Annotated in this window: 12 protein-coding genes; 8 read left to right on the top strand and 4 right to left on the bottom strand. The window is 54.3% G+C overall.

Features of this window, described 5'->3' with window-relative positions; translation table 11 throughout:
• Nucleotides 1–32: 32 nt before the first annotated feature.
• The 5 genes from NXS97_RS20580 (at nt 33) to yejF (ending at nt 7,202) form a co-directional block, all read left to right on the top strand.
• On the top strand, nt 33–1,595 hold the full coding sequence (locus tag NXS97_RS20580) for a cyclic di-GMP phosphodiesterase (RefSeq protein ID WP_014605412.1): 1,563 nt from the start codon (nt 33–35) through the stop codon (nt 1,593–1,595).
• Nucleotides 1,596–1,660: 65 nt separating this feature from the next.
• Nucleotides 1,661–3,469 (top strand): extracellular solute-binding protein, encoded by a 1,809-nt coding sequence (locus NXS97_RS20575; protein ID WP_064374093.1) that lies wholly within the window; start codon nt 1,661–1,663, stop codon nt 3,467–3,469.
• An 11-nt stretch (nt 3,470–3,480) separates the two neighbouring features.
• Nucleotides 3,481–4,575 (top strand): microcin C ABC transporter permease YejB, encoded by a 1,095-nt coding sequence (locus NXS97_RS20570; RefSeq protein ID WP_015699894.1) that lies wholly within the window; start codon nt 3,481–3,483, stop codon nt 4,573–4,575.
• Entirely contained in the window at nt 4,575–5,597 is a 1,023-nt protein-coding gene (locus tag NXS97_RS20565) for an ABC transporter permease (RefSeq protein WP_029569011.1), read from the top strand. Before NXS97_RS20570 ends, NXS97_RS20565 begins: the two co-directional genes overlap by 1 nt.
• Nucleotides 5,598–7,202 carry a microcin C ABC transporter ATP-binding protein YejF gene (yejF, locus tag NXS97_RS20560; RefSeq protein ID WP_022623421.1) on the top strand — a complete coding sequence of 535 codons (1,605 nt, stop codon included), beginning with the start codon at nt 5,598–5,600 and terminating at the stop codon, nt 7,200–7,202.
• Here the strand turns inward: yejF and NXS97_RS20555 are convergent.
• The 3 genes from NXS97_RS20555 to rsuA all read right to left on the bottom strand — a co-directional run bounded on the left by NXS97_RS20555 (nt 7,189) and on the right by rsuA (nt 9,702).
• Nucleotides 7,189–7,509 (bottom strand): hypothetical protein, encoded by a 321-nt coding sequence (locus NXS97_RS20555; protein ID WP_013026453.1) that lies wholly within the window; start codon nt 7,507–7,509, stop codon nt 7,189–7,191. The two genes, yejF and NXS97_RS20555, sit on opposite strands and share 14 nt — an antisense overlap.
• A 265-nt stretch (nt 7,510–7,774) precedes the next feature.
• Entirely contained in the window at nt 7,775–8,971 is a 1,197-nt protein-coding gene (locus NXS97_RS20550; protein WP_013026454.1) for a Bcr/CflA family multidrug efflux MFS transporter, read from the bottom strand.
• Between the two features lie 11 nt (nt 8,972–8,982).
• Nucleotides 8,983–9,702 (bottom strand): 16S rRNA pseudouridine(516) synthase RsuA, encoded by a 720-nt coding sequence (gene rsuA, locus NXS97_RS20545; RefSeq protein ID WP_013026455.1) that lies wholly within the window; start codon nt 9,700–9,702, stop codon nt 8,983–8,985.
• A 155-nt stretch (nt 9,703–9,857) separates the two neighbouring features.
• Between rsuA and NXS97_RS20540 the strand changes: the two genes are divergently transcribed.
• Together NXS97_RS20540 and rplY are read left to right on the top strand one after the other, a co-directional pair.
• The gene (locus NXS97_RS20540) at nt 9,858–11,612 is read left to right on the top strand and encodes a DEAD/DEAH box helicase (RefSeq protein WP_064352338.1); all 1,755 of its coding nucleotides are present in this window, start codon (nt 9,858–9,860) and stop codon (nt 11,610–11,612) included.
• 131 nt (nt 11,613–11,743) lie between these two features.
• Nucleotides 11,744–12,028 (top strand): 50S ribosomal protein L25, encoded by a 285-nt coding sequence (gene rplY / locus NXS97_RS20535; protein ID WP_013026457.1) that lies wholly within the window; start codon nt 11,744–11,746, stop codon nt 12,026–12,028.
• Between the two features lie 92 nt (nt 12,029–12,120).
• On the opposite strand, the gene yejK is transcribed toward rplY, so the two are convergent.
• Entirely contained in the window at nt 12,121–13,125 is a 1,005-nt protein-coding gene (gene yejK / locus NXS97_RS20530) for a nucleoid-associated protein YejK (protein WP_014594136.1), read from the bottom strand.
• Nucleotides 13,126–13,283: 158 nt separating this feature from the next.
• On the opposite strand from yejK, the gene NXS97_RS20525 reads away from it, so the two are divergent.
• Nucleotides 13,284–13,508, top strand: a complete 225-nt coding sequence (locus NXS97_RS20525; protein ID WP_013026459.1) for a YejL family protein — start codon at nt 13,284–13,286, stop codon at nt 13,506–13,508.
• The last annotated feature ends 12 nt before the right edge of the window (nt 13,509–13,520 follow it).

The following is a 13,520-nucleotide window of genomic DNA, read 5'->3' as shown; positions in this document are numbered from 1 at the left end:
AAGTTTTATATTTTGATCAGGGGAAGCACTTCATGCCATTGTCGCGGGCGCTGATACGCCAGGCAACTTATCCTCGTCAAATCGCGTGGAATAGCGCGATTATTGGCAGTCTGTTTTTTTTGTTGTTAACCTCTGTTTTGCTCATCGAAACCCAACATCGTCGGGAAAGCCAACATAAACAGTTGCTCATCGACAGTAGTAACGACTTTCAACGTAGCGTCCAGACGCTTATTTCGGACACGCTTTCCCCCCTGCTTCCGTTCGTTCAGTCAGAATGCTATATCGGTAATCATGAGTTAACCGCGCGAGCCGCGTTTGCCGGCGACATACGCGCCATTATTTTAGTTAAAGACGGCAACGCGTTTTGCTCTTCCGCAACCGGAAGCTTTTTTCAGCCGCTCAGCGCGCTCTCAGCCCGAACGGATAGCACACGTGACAGGGACATTCGGTTGTTGCCGGGTACGCCGATGCAGCCGACAAAGCCGGTGCTGGCCATCTGGATTAAGCAGCCCGGCACCCTTCAGTCCGGCATTTTTACGACATTGAATCTGAGCCTGGCAACGTATCAGCTAAAAGCGTCTTCTTACCCCGAAATCACCGGGATTGCCTTACTCGCCCATAAAACTGCCATGACCAGTTGGCAGCCAACGCTGGTACGAAATCGTCAACTCCCGCCGCCGCTAATGCAAACGCCCCTGGAAGGCCTTCCTTTCCAGTTTGCTCTCTACGGTTCAACGCTGTCAGCAAGTGACTATCAGACCATCATGCTGAGCAGCCTGCTGATTTCATTAATCGCCAGTTGTGCCTTTTGGTTTTTGCTGACCCGCTTTCAGCGGCCAGGCAAAGAGATCACCCTGGGTATCCGACGAGGGGAATTTCATGTGGAGTATCAGCCTTTAGTTTCGGCCCAGGATGGCAAATCTTATAGTATGGAGGCACTGCTACGCTGGACACATCCTTCGGGTGAAACGGTCCCACCCGATATTTTTATCAGCTATGCTGAAGCACAACGCCAAATCGTCCCCCTGACCCGACACCTGTTTGAACTGGTCGCCCGCGATGCACATCAACTCCGTGATAGCCTGCCCAAAGGAACCTGCATCAGCGTAAATATTTCCCCTCTGCATCTCAGCGCCTGCAGTTTTCGTGACGATGTCCTGTACTGGCAGGACAATATGCCTCACGATCATTTTCTGTATGTTTTTGAAATTACCGAGCGCGCAGTCGTCGAGAACGCGAATGCGGCCGAACTGTTTCACTGGCTACAACAGCGAGGCATTAAAATCGCGGTTGATGATTTTGGGACCGGGCACAGTGCATTAATCTATCTTGAGAAGTACCATTTTGATTACCTGAAAATCGATCGTGGATTTGTGCAAAGTATCGGAACGGAAACGATCACTTCGCCGGTGCTGGATACGGTGTTACAACTGGCTAAACGGCTCAATCTGATGAGCGTGGCCGAGGGCGTTGAAACCGACGAACAGGCCAGTTGGTTGATCGACCGCGGCGTCACCTATTTACAGGGCTATTTTTATAGCCGTCCATTACGCCCGGAGCAGATCAAAGACTATTTTCAGCGTCAAAACAGGTAACCCATGCTTTAATTGCCGTAGATTATCGCTGCGGTGCAAGACACTCACAGGAGAGAACATCCCTTATGCAGCTCCGCTTCGCCCTTCTGCTGCTGTGTAGCTTGCTTACCCTTCCGCTGCACGCTTCCCCGGTTCAGACAAGCTACGCGTTTGCTCAGGTTGGGACGCCAAAGTATGCGCAAGACTTCAGTCACTACGACTATGTGAATCCTGCCGCGCCCAAGGGCGGCAAGATCGTCTTGTCCGTCATTGGCACTTACGACAATTTCAACCGCTATGCCTCACGTGGCAATCCCGGTGCCGGTACCGGGCCCCTGTATGACAGCTTATTCACGACGTCGGACGATGAAACCAGCAGTTATTACCCACTCATTGCGGAATCTGCTCGTCATCCCGCGGATTTCAGCTGGATGGACGTTACCCTTAATCCCCGCGCCCGGTTCCAGGATGGTTCACCCATTACGGCGGAGGATGTGGCCTTTACCTTCCAAAAGTTTATGACTGAAGGGGTTCCGCAGTTTCGGATATTTTATCGCGGCGTCACGGTCACCGCCCTCAACCGCCAGACCGTGCGTATTAGGTTACCGGCCCCGGATAAAGACCTGATGCTGGGATTGCTGACGCTACCGGTGATCTCCCAAACCTTTTGGCAGACGAGAAAATTTAACGAGCCGCTCAGCCAGCCCCCCTTGTCGAGTGGGCCTTATCGCATCAGTAAGTGGAAGCTGGGCCAGTTTATTGAATTCAGTCGCGTGAACGATTACTGGGCGGCAGATTTGCCGGTTAACCGTGGCCGGTTCAATTTTGATGTAATGCGTTACGACTATTACCTGGACGACAACGTGGCATTTGAGGCATTCAAAGCCGGGGCCTTTGATCTGCGGGAAGAGACGTCGGCAAAGAAATGGGCCACGCAGTATCTGGGGCGTCATTTCGACGATCGACAGATCGTGAAAGAAACCACACCGAATACCGCCTCAATTGATACGCGCTGGCTGGCGCTGAATAATGAAAAAGCCCTGTTTAGCGATCGTCGGGTCCGGCAGGCGATGGCGCTGGCTTTCGATTTTGAATGGATGAATAAAACGCTTTTCTATCAGGCTTTTAAGCGCACAGACAGCTATTTTCAGAATACCCACTATGCCGCACGGGGCCTGCCCGATGCCGCGCAGCTGCGCATTCTGACGCCGTTCGCAGCACAGTTACCGCCTGAAGTCTTCAGTGAAACCTATGTGCCGCCACAAACTGACGGCAGCGGCTACGATCGCACCAACCTGCTCAAGGCAATGTCCCTGCTGAATCAGGCGGGCTGGCACATCAGGAATCAGCGCCTGATTAATGATAAAACCGGGCAGCCCTTTAGCGCAGAGCTGCTGCTGCCCGCAGGCGCAAACAGTGAATGGGCGCTTCCTTATCAACATAATCTGGCGCGGCTGGGTATCACGTTAACGCTACGCCAAATTGACAGCTCGCAGTACCTGCGCCGCCTGCGCAGCGGTGACTATGATATGGTCAGTAATATTTATCATGCGATGCCAACCCCCTCACGCAGTCTGCAGGCCAACTGGCAATCGGACTATATTCAGTCCTCCTGGAACACGGCCAGGGTCAAGGACCCCGTTGTCGATAGCGTTGTGAAACAGATCATCGCCCATCAGGACGATGCGGACGCCTTGCTGCCGTTGGGCCGGGCGCTGGACCGTATTTTACTGTGGAATGCGTATATGATCCCGATGTGGTACAACGCCGAGCAGCGACTTGCCTTTTGGGACAAATTTTCCCATCCTGCGGTTAAACCTGCCTACAGCACAGGTCTGGATAACTGGTGGTATGACGTGAATAAAGCCGGGCGACTGCCGGCCGACAAACGCTGAGGAGAGCCAGGTTGGCAAGTTACTTTTTACGTAGACTGTTACTGATTATTCCTACCTTGTGGGCCATCATTACGCTCAACTTTTTTATTGTACAAATTGCGCCAGGCGGCCCGGTCGATCAGGCGCTGGCGAATATCCAGTTTGGCCAGACCAGCGGGCTGCCTGGTGCGGGCAGCGGTGAAGGCGGCGGCACCCAGGCCAGCCTGCATCGCGTCACGCCAGGGGATAATCAATACCGCGGCGCGCGCGGCCTGGATCCGGAGGTCATCGCAGAAATTGAGCGACGTTACGGCTTCGATAAACCTATCGGGGAGCGCTATCTCACCATGCTGTGGAACTATCTGCGCTTTGACTTTGGCGACAGCCTGTTTCGCAGTGCTTCCGTATTGCAGTTAATCAAACAGAGCCTGCCCGTCTCTGTCAGCCTTGGCCTGTGGAGTACCTTAATTATCTACCTGGTCTCCATCCCGCTGGGCATTAGAAAGGCGGTGCGTAACGGCAGTACCTTTGATGTCTGGAGCAGCACCTTCATCATTATTGGCTACTCCATTCCGGCGTTTCTGTTTGGCATTATGTTGATTGTTCTGTTTGCCGGCGGCAGCTATTTTGACTGGTTTCCGCTGCGCGGTCTGACGTCTCCACAGTTTGATTCGCTGCCCTGGTACGCCAGGGTAACCGATTATCTCTGGCACATTGCGCTACCGGTACTGGCGACGGTGATTGGCGGTTTTGCTACCTTAACTATGCTGACCAAAAATGCATTTCTGGATGAGATTCGCAAACAGTATGTGGTCACCGCCCGGGCTAAAGGCCTCTCAGAGCGGCGCATTCTCTACCATCATGTGTTTCGCAACGCGATGCTGCTGGTGATCGCCAGCTTTCCCGCCACCTTTATCAGCATGTTTTTTACCAGTTCGGTATTGATTGAGGTGATGTTCTCTCTTAATGGCCTGGGCCTGCTGGGTTTTGATGCGACGATCCAGCGCGATTATCCCGTGATGTTTGGCACCCTGTATATTTTCACCCTGATAGGTTTGCTGATGAATATCCTCAGTGATTTGACCTATACCCTGGTGGATCCCCGTATTGATTTTGAGGGCCGGTGATGCATCTTTCTCCCCTAAATCAGCAGCGCTGGCAGCGCTTTCGTCATCACCGCCGTGGCTACTGGTCGCTGTGGATTTTTCTGTCTGTCTTTATGCTTTCCCTGTGCGCGGAATTCATTGCCAATGATAAACCGCTGCTGGTGCATTATCAGCAGCGCTGGTACGCTCCGCTGTTTTTTAACTATAGCGAAAGCGATTATGGTGGCCCGTTTGCCACGGCAGCGGATTATCAGGATCCCTGGTTGCAACAGCGCATTGAAAATCACGGCTGGGCGCTTTGGGCACCCATCCGTTTCGGTGCCAACAGTATTAATTTCGCTTCTCAGGTGCCCTTCCCTTCGCCGCCCTCCCGGCAGAACTGGCTGGGCACGGATGCCAACGGCGGCGATGTTATGGCGCGTCTGTTATATGGTCTGCGCATTTCACTCCTGTTTGGGGTGCTGCTGACGCTGTTTTCCAGCGTGATTGGGATCGTCATCGGTGCCATACAAGGCTACTTTGGCGGCAAGGTGGACCTGATAGGTCAACGCCTGATTGAGGTCTGGTCCGGGATGCCCTCGCTGTTTTTGCTGATCTTGCTTTCCAGCGTGATTCAGCCCAGCTTCTGGTGGCTGCTGCTGGTTACCGTGCTGTTTGGCTGGATGAGTTTGGTCAGCGTCGTACGTGCCGAGTTTCTGCGTACCCGTAACTTTGACTATATTCGGGCCGCGCAGGCGCTGGGCGTCAGTGACGGACGTATTATGCTGCGTCATATCCTGCCCAACGCCATGGTGGCAACCCTGACCTTTCTGCCTTTTATCCTGTGTGGCTCTATCACCACCTTAACCTCGCTCGATTTTCTCGGGTTTGGTCTGCCCATCGGCTCTCCCTCTCTGGGAGAGCTGCTGCTGCAGGGGAAAAATAACCTGCAGGCCCCCTGGCTGGGTTTATCGGGCTTTTTTACGCTGGCGATTCTGCTGTCGCTGCTCATTTTCATTGGCGAAGCCGTGCGCGACGCCTTTGATCCCAGTAAAGGAGTCTGAATGAGCACCCCGCTGCTTGCTGTTAACCATCTCTCCGTCGCCTTTCGTCAGGGCAAACAGCTGTATCAGGTGGTGGACGATGTCTCGCTGCGTATAGAGGCAGGAGAAACCCTGGCCCTGGTGGGCGAATCCGGTTCCGGAAAAAGCGTTACCGCCCTGTCGATCATGCGGCTGCTGCACGCGTCCGCCGTCGCCTATCCTCAGGGCGAAATTCTGCTGGCAGGCGAAGACCTGCTCAAGGCGTCGGCGCAACGACTCCGCGGCCTGCGGGGTAATCAGATGGCGATGATTTTTCAGGAACCCATGGTGTCACTCAACCCTTTGCACAGTATTGAAAAGCAGCTATATGAAGTGCTTTCTCTACATCGCGGCATGCGACGCGAGCCCGCGCGAGCGGAAATCCTGCGCTGCCTCGATCGCGTGGGTATTCGCCAGCCGGCCTCCCGCCTGAACGCTTTTCCACATCAGCTCTCCGGGGGCGAGCGCCAGCGTGTGATGATCGCGATGGCCCTGCTGACCCAGCCGAGGCTGCTGATTGCCGATGAACCGACCACCGCGCTTGATGTCACCGTTCAGGCGCAGATCCTTGGCCTGCTGCGCGAACTGCAACAGGAACTGAATATGGGCATGCTGTTTATTACCCATAACCTGAAGATTGTTCGCCAACTGGCAGACAGCGTCAGCGTGATGCGCTCTGGTCGGGTGGTTGAGCATAACGCTGGCCAGCGCCTGCTAACACAGCCTCAGCACGCCTACACGAAACAGTTGCTGGCGGCCGATCCGGAAGGTCGTGCCGTGCCGCTCCCTGCGGATACGCCGGTTATTCTTAAGGTGGACAACCTGCGCGTCAGTTTTCCCCTGCGTCAGGGCCTGTTTAAACGTAAAACAGGCGAAAAAATTGCAGTAGAGAATCTTAGCTTTAGCCTGAAACGAGGCGAAAGTCTGGGGTTGGTAGGCGAGTCAGGCTCAGGTAAAAGCACCACCGGTATGGCGTTGTTGCGTCTTATTGCCGCTCAGGGGGAGGTCTGGTTTGACAATCAGCCGCTGCATCAGCTGTCGAGAAAAGCGCTGTTGCCGCTGCGTCGCCGCATTCAGGTCGTTTTTCAGGATCCTAATTCTGCGCTGAACCCCCGAATGACGGTTCAGCAGATCGTTGCCGAAGGTCTGGCCGTGCATTATCCACACCTGAGTGCCGCACAACAGGACGAACGGGTTAAAGCGGTCATGACCGAGGTCGGGCTGGACGCGGAAAGCCGCCATCGCTATCCAGCTGCGTTTTCCGGCGGTCAGCGTCAGCGAATCGCTATTGCGCGCGCCCTGATTCTTGAACCGGAGCTGCTGATACTGGATGAGCCAACCTCCTCACTCGACCGCTCCGTACAAAAACAGATTCTGACGCTGCTACGGGGATTACAGCAGCAGCGTCAGCTGAGTTATCTGTTTATCAGTCACGATTTGGAAGTGGTGCGATCGCTCTGCCATCAGCTCATCGTACTGCGTCAGGGCGAGGTCGTTGAACAAGGCGACTGTGAGACACTCTTTGCCACACCTGCACAGGCTTATACCCGCGAGCTGCTCGGCTCCGTTTCGCTCAGTGACCGATGAAGGTTTCCGCAATCGCCACGCCTTGATTTTTCAGGCAGCAGTTCGTGGCGCTCTCATCACAACGGCGGATAAAAAGGCAGGGCTGCCCTTCGCACTCAGCGATTTTGCCGTCAACCTGAATGGCGGCCAGCATGTCTTTCAGTTCCCGCAGAATCTCCCATGCCGGAACACCATCATGGCTTATCAGCCGGAGCGCAATAACGTCATGCTCTTCTGAGCCCGCATCGTCGGTTTCAATCACGGCATGACGATCGCTAATCCAGCGAAACCGCTGCGGCAGGCGATGCACAACCGAAAGTTGCAACATAATGATCCCTATCTCCAGAGAATGAAGCGCAATTCACAACCAATGATGTCAGCCTGCAGAGTGGGTAAAGTCTGCTTAACGCGCCGATCCGCAATCGCCCGGTAGAGCAAATTTGCGAGTTAAATCTCACTTTGGGCTATATGTACCGCGTTTAATGATAACTAACAATCATTTTAGTCCCAATACGATTACTTTATTTGCTATTTTTTTTCACAAATAAGAAACATTTTTGACTAAGCGGAAAAAGAGGATGGCAGACGCCCGCTTAGCGGGCGACGGTACGCGGACGTGAGGCGTAGAGAAATAACGAAACGGAGATTGTCGCGCACAGTGCAATGGTTCCCACCATGGGCCAGGCACTGTTGAAGCTGAACAGGGAGAGCAGCGCCCCCGCCAGCGCACCCACGCCAAAACGCAAGGTGCCCGCCAGAGAAGAGGCCGTACCGGCCATATGCGGAAACTCATCAAGGATAACCGCCATAGCATTTGACGACACCATCGACACGCAGCCGATGAACATTGCAATGCCTAATACCAGCGGCAGGAACCCCAGATCGAAAGCGCTGACGATCAACAGCCAGATGCCCATAGCAAACTGCACCAACAACCCGAAGCGAAACAGGACCACGGGGCCAAAACGGCGCACTGCCCGGCTGTTAATCAGCGTCATGATGAACAAAAACACAATATTCAGACCGAAATAGTAGCCAAAACTCTGCGGTGAAATGTGATTCAGTTCGATGTAAACAAAGGGGCCAGCGTTGAGAAAGGTAAACAGCCCCGCAAACGAGAATCCGCTCGATAACATATAGCTGAACGCGCGCTTGTGGCGAAACAGGATAACGAAGTTACCCAGCGTGGTGCGCAGGTGAAAGCGCTGTCGCTGCTCAGGTTTAAGGGTTTCGCGAATCTGGGTTGCCACCAGCACAGTGGTGATAACCGCCGCTATCGACAGCGTCCAGAAAATGGCGTGCCAGCTCCAGACTAACAGCAGCCAGCCGCCGATGATGGGCGCCAGCAGCGGTGCAATGGTGGTAATCAACATGACGAACGACATCATGCGCGAGAAGTCTTCTTTCGAGTAACTGTCACGCATCAACGCATTGATCACGACGCTGGCCGCCGCTGCCGCCAGACCGTGTAAAAAACGCATCGCAATCAGTTGTTCAATCGACTGCGAAAGTGCGCAGGCTGCCGCTGCGCAGGCAAATATCAGGGTGCCGAGCGTAATCACCGGCTTGCGGCCATAGCTGTCGGCGAGCGGACCGTAAATCAACTGACCGATGGCAAAACCCAGGATATAAAGATTGAGCGTCATCTGAACGCTACCGGCGGACACGGCAAACTGGCGCGCAATTTGTGGCATTGCAGGCAGATACATATCTATCGACAGCGGCATCAACATCGCTAACAGGCCGAGGATGACGACCAGCCCCATTGGCGAATTCTTTTCCTTACGCACCAGGTTTCTCGCTATTTTTGTTTAAGTTCATCCGGTAAGCCAATGCTGGCTATCTCTTCTTCCGTTAACGGGCGGTATTCACCCGGTTCCAGCGCCTCGTCCAGCACAATCTCACCAATGCGCTCGCGGTGCAGGCCAACGACCCGGTTACCCACGGCTGCAAACATGCGTTTGACCTGGTGATAGCGGCCTTCGCTCAAGGTCAGCAGCACTTCCGTGGGGGTGATGACCTCAAGCTGAGCGGGTTTAGTCAGGCTTTTTTCATTATGCAGCTGCACCCCGGCGCTGAACTGTGCGGCCGTGTCATCGCTCACCGGCGCTTCCAGCGTTACCCGATAAGTTTTCTCACAATGGTGGCGCGGTGAGGTAATGCGATGTGACCACTGACCGTCGTCCGTCAGCAGGACTAAACCGGTGGTATCAATATCCAGCCGGCCTGCGGCATGCAGCTTAAACGCCATCGGTTCTTCAATGAAATAGACGATGGTGGGATGATCGGGATCGTCCGTTGAGCAGACATAGCCCTGAGGTTTGTTCAGCATAAAGTAGCGCGGCCCGGTCTGCATCTGCAATACATTGCCGTCATACTCAACCTCATGATCGGGCTGGAGTTTGAAAGCGGTGTCGCGCACCACATCACCGTTAACGGTAACACGTTGACCACGGATTTCACGTGCGGCGATGGCACGGCTGATTTCCAGTTGCTGAGAGATGAATTTGTCGAGTCGCATGAATTCGTTTTGCCTGTTACTGCGGAGGGAAACTAAAACGGCATTTTTAACCGTTGAAAAAGTAGGGGAAGTATAGCCTGATCTGCGCCTCGCTGACAGCGCGTTTATTGTGGATTCGTGGCATAATTGCGGCAGGTTTTACAAAAGTGAACAGCATGTCTTTTACCTTACGCCCTTATCAACAGGAAGCGGTCGATGCCACCCTCGCCCACTTCCGTCGTCATCCTGAACCTGCCGTGATCGTTCTGCCCACCGGGGCCGGAAAAAGCCTGGTGATCGCCGAGCTGGCGCGCCTGGCTCGAGGTCGGGTGCTGGTGCTGGCGCACGTTAAAGAGCTGGTGGCGCAAAATCACAGCAAGTATCAGGCTTACGGACTTGAGGCTGACATCTTTGCGGCAGGATTGCAGCGCAAAGAAAGCCAGCGGAAAGTCGTGTTCGGTAGCGTCCAGTCTGTTGCACGTAATCTCAGCCTGTTTGACCGCGCCTTTTCGCTGGTGATTGTTGATGAGTGCCACCGCATTGGTGATGACAAAGCGAGCCAGTATCAGCAAATTTTCAATCACCTGCGCCAGCATAATCCTCAGTTGCGTCTGCTCGGCCTGACCGCAACACCGTTTCGCCTGGGCAAAGGCTGGATCTACCGTTTTCATTATCACGGTATGGTTCGGGGCGACGAGCAGGCCCTGTTTCGCGACTGCATCTATGAACTGCCCCTGCGCTATATGATCAAGCATCAGTTTCTGGTGCCGCCGGAACGGCTGGATATGCCGGTGGTTCAGTATGATTTCAGTCGCCTCACCGCTCAGGCAAATGGCCTGTTCAGCGAAGCCGACCTGAATCGGGAACTCAAACAGCAGCAGCGGGTGACGCCCCATATTATCCAGCAGATTGTGGAATTTGCCGAGGATCGCTACGGCGTGATGATTTTTGCCGCCACCGTCGAACACGCGCGCGAAATTTTGGGCCTGCTGCCTGAAAACAGCGCGCTGGTGTCGGCAGAAACTCACGCGAAAGATCGGGATGCGCTAATCGCGGCGTTTAAAGCCCAGCAGCTTAAGTTTCTGGTCAACGTTGCGGTGCTAACCACCGGCTTCGATGCGCCGCATGTGGATCTGATCGCGATCCTGCGCCCTACCGAGTCAGTCAGCCTGTATCAACAGATTGTCGGGCGAGGTCTGCGCCTGTCGCCCGGCAAAAAAGACTGCCTGATTCTGGACTATGCCGGTAATCCTCACGATCTGTTTACGCCTGAAGTGGGCGCACCGAAAGGGAAAAGTGACAATCAGCCCGTGCAGGTATTTTGCCCGGCCTGCGGCTTTGCCAATACCTTCTGGGGCAAGGCCACGAGCGATGGCATGGTGATTGAGCACTTTGGCCGGCGTTGTCAGGGCGTACTGGAAGACGACGAAGGCGGGCGCGAGCAGTGTGACTACCGCTTTCGGTTTAAGAACTGCCCGGCGTGCAACGCAGAAAACGACATCGCCGCGCGCCGCTGCCGCGAATGCGACAAGATTCTGGTCGATCCTGACGATATGCTTAAAGCCGCGCTGAAGCTGAAAGATGCGCGCGTTCTGCGCTGCGGCGGCATGACGCTGGAACAGGGCCGCGACGACAAAGGCGAATGGTTGAAAGCCACCTATTTCGATGAAGACGGCACCAGCGTCAGTGAGCGGTTTCGTCTGCAAACGCCCGCACAGCGCAAGGCGTTTGAGCACCTGTTTATGCGCCCGCATCAGCGCGCGCCCGGCGTGCCGCTGGGCTGGCAAACCGCCGCCGATGTGCTGGCCCTGCAGCCTCTTCTGCGCCATCCCGATTTTGTGGTGGCCCGTGCCAAAGGCCAGTTCTGGCAGATTCGCGAAAAGCTGTTTGACTACCAGGGGCGCTTTCGCCGCGCTAACGAACTGCGATAAGCCTTATTAGCGTTTGCCCCTGTAGGGGATTACCGCTATAATGCCGCCCGCTTTTGCATGTGCATAAGCGGTGTTGAATAACCCTTCTGTTACTGGGTCGCCTGTAGCAGAAATCATAAAGAGACGTATTAATGTTCACTATCAATGCAGTAGAACGTAAAGAGCAGGGTAAGGGTGCGAGCCGCCGCCTGCGCGCAGCAAACCGCTTCCCGGCCATCATTTATGGTGGTTCAGAAGCCGCTGTTGCTATCGACCTCGACCACGACCAGGTGATGAACCTGCAAACCAAGCCAGGCTTCTACGAAGAAGTGCTGACTCTGGTGGTTGACGGTAAAGAAACCAAAGTTAAAGTGCAGGCTGTTCAGCGTCATCCGTTCAAGCCAAAACTGCACCACATCGACTTCGTTCGCGCTTAATCGCCGAATGCGTTGAAAGTAGAAGGGCCGGTTGCGAAACCGGCCCTTTTATTTTGCCTGTTATCCGCCAGAACGCCGGATCGGGCAGATGCTTATTTACTGCTGGTGCGGCGTTGCAGCTGCTCACGCAGGTTAGGCGGTGTTCCTTTGATGGTCAGCGTATCGGTGACCGGATCCCAGAAAATGCGCTCGCCAAGCAACAGGGCATCGAAGTTCAGGGTCAGCCCCCCACCGCTACCGGCAAACTTGGTTAACTGACGTAACGTACTGCGATCTGCCGGGAAATGCTCTTCCAGGTCATAGCCCTGCTCCTGAGTAAAGGCTTCAAACGTCTTTTCACCCAGTGGCGGCAGCTCACCTGATAACGCTTTCAGCGCGATCTCTTCCCCAGCCTGAAGCTGTTCATTACAGTAGCTGTAAACCTGCTGACGGTAGTTTTGTCGTTCATTCTTATCCAGATTCGACTCGTCACAATAGTCATCTACCGCCTGTAACAGTCCCCGGTTCTGCGCCTTGGCATCCAGTCCGACTTCCGCCCCCAGAAAATCCATGAAGAAATCAGAAACTTTTCGCCCTACCCGTCCACGCAGGAAGGTGAGGTAGCGCGTCGATTCAGGGCTGGTTTCCCACTCGGTAAGATCGATTCGTGCCACAATATCGGCGTGATTGATATCCAGATAGTGGGTACTGCTGATATCCATCTGTTCGTTGACGCGCATACTCGACTGGCTGTTTAACACCGCCACCAGCAAGTATTCTACCGCCAGATAGCGATACTGGATAAACAGCACCACGCCGCCTTCGGCGAACGGATATTTTGCCAGTTCATCACGCAGGCGTCCGGTAGCAGCCCGGCTAAAAGCGAGAAAATCATCGTTACCCTTGCGGCAGTTGCGCAGTGCATCTGCCAGTTCGCTTTCAGCATTAAACAGCCCGTAAGCTTTACTTTTTGCACTGTATACACGGTGCAGCTCTTCCACCATCGCCTCGACGGTATTGGTGGCCGGCAGTAACGAATCACGAAGCACCAGCTCTAACTGATTTTCATCACGTTTGATTAACTGGTGCAAGGCAATCTGGTCGATATCCAGACTCATGGTAAACTCTCCTAATAGCACAGGCGCGTATTCAAACACCGCCAGCAGCAGCTTTCAACTCCATGCACAACCCGAACACCGCGCTTTCGATAAATTTGCGGAAAAAAGTGCGCTGTTCCGGTACTATATCGCCTTTTGAGACGAGATAAGTTTTCGCTATGCCACAATCATCCCGTTACAGCGACCAACGCGTTGAACAACTCCTCGCGGAAATGGCGCAGGTTTTGCAAAAAGACCAGGCGCCAACCGACCTTTCCCTGATGGTACTGGGGAACATGGTAACCAATCTGATCAACAGCGATGTTGCTCCCGCGCAACGCCGCTCTCTGGCCCGTTCTTTTGCTGATGCCCTGCAGGCGTCGGTAGACGACAGCGCCCATTAATTCGCTAATCTG

Origin of the sequence: Pantoea sp. B623, assembly GCF_024814475.1 — a bacterium.
Taxonomy (GTDB): Bacteria; Pseudomonadota; Gammaproteobacteria; order Enterobacterales; family Enterobacteriaceae; genus Pantoea; species Pantoea ananatis.
This window is presented reverse-complemented; position numbering and strand designations above follow the sequence as displayed.